Origin of the sequence: Parafrigoribacterium mesophilum (assembly GCF_039652555.1) — a bacterium.
Classification (GTDB): domain Bacteria; phylum Actinomycetota; class Actinomycetes; order Actinomycetales; family Microbacteriaceae; genus Parafrigoribacterium; species Parafrigoribacterium mesophilum.
The window spans coordinates 1-251 of sequence record NZ_JBDJAF010000097.1 but is presented as its reverse complement, the minus strand read 5'-3'; the positions used below and the strand labels follow the sequence as shown (position 1 = coordinate 251).

Here is a 251-nt window from a genome sequence, read left to right as displayed (position 1 = left end):
AATGCACCTCGACCCTGGCGCCGGGCTCGAGCAGCTTGCGCTTGCGGGTGATGTCGCCGCCGTAGCACTTTGCGAGCACGTCTTTGCGCATCGCGGTGATGGACTCGCGGGCGATGATCCTGGCGCCGATCGCCGCCTGGATGGGCACCTCGAACTGCTGCCTCGGGATCAGATTCTTCAGCCGCTCGGTCATCAGCAGGCCGTAGGCGTATGCCTTGTCGCGGTGCACGATGGCGCTGAACGCGTCGACC

Annotated in this window: 1 pseudogene; it reads right to left on the bottom strand. The window is 65.7% G+C overall.

Annotated features, from left to right (window positions below):
- Positions 1–251: pseudogene (locus ABFX56_RS16235) on the bottom strand (elongation factor 4); the annotation flags it as partial.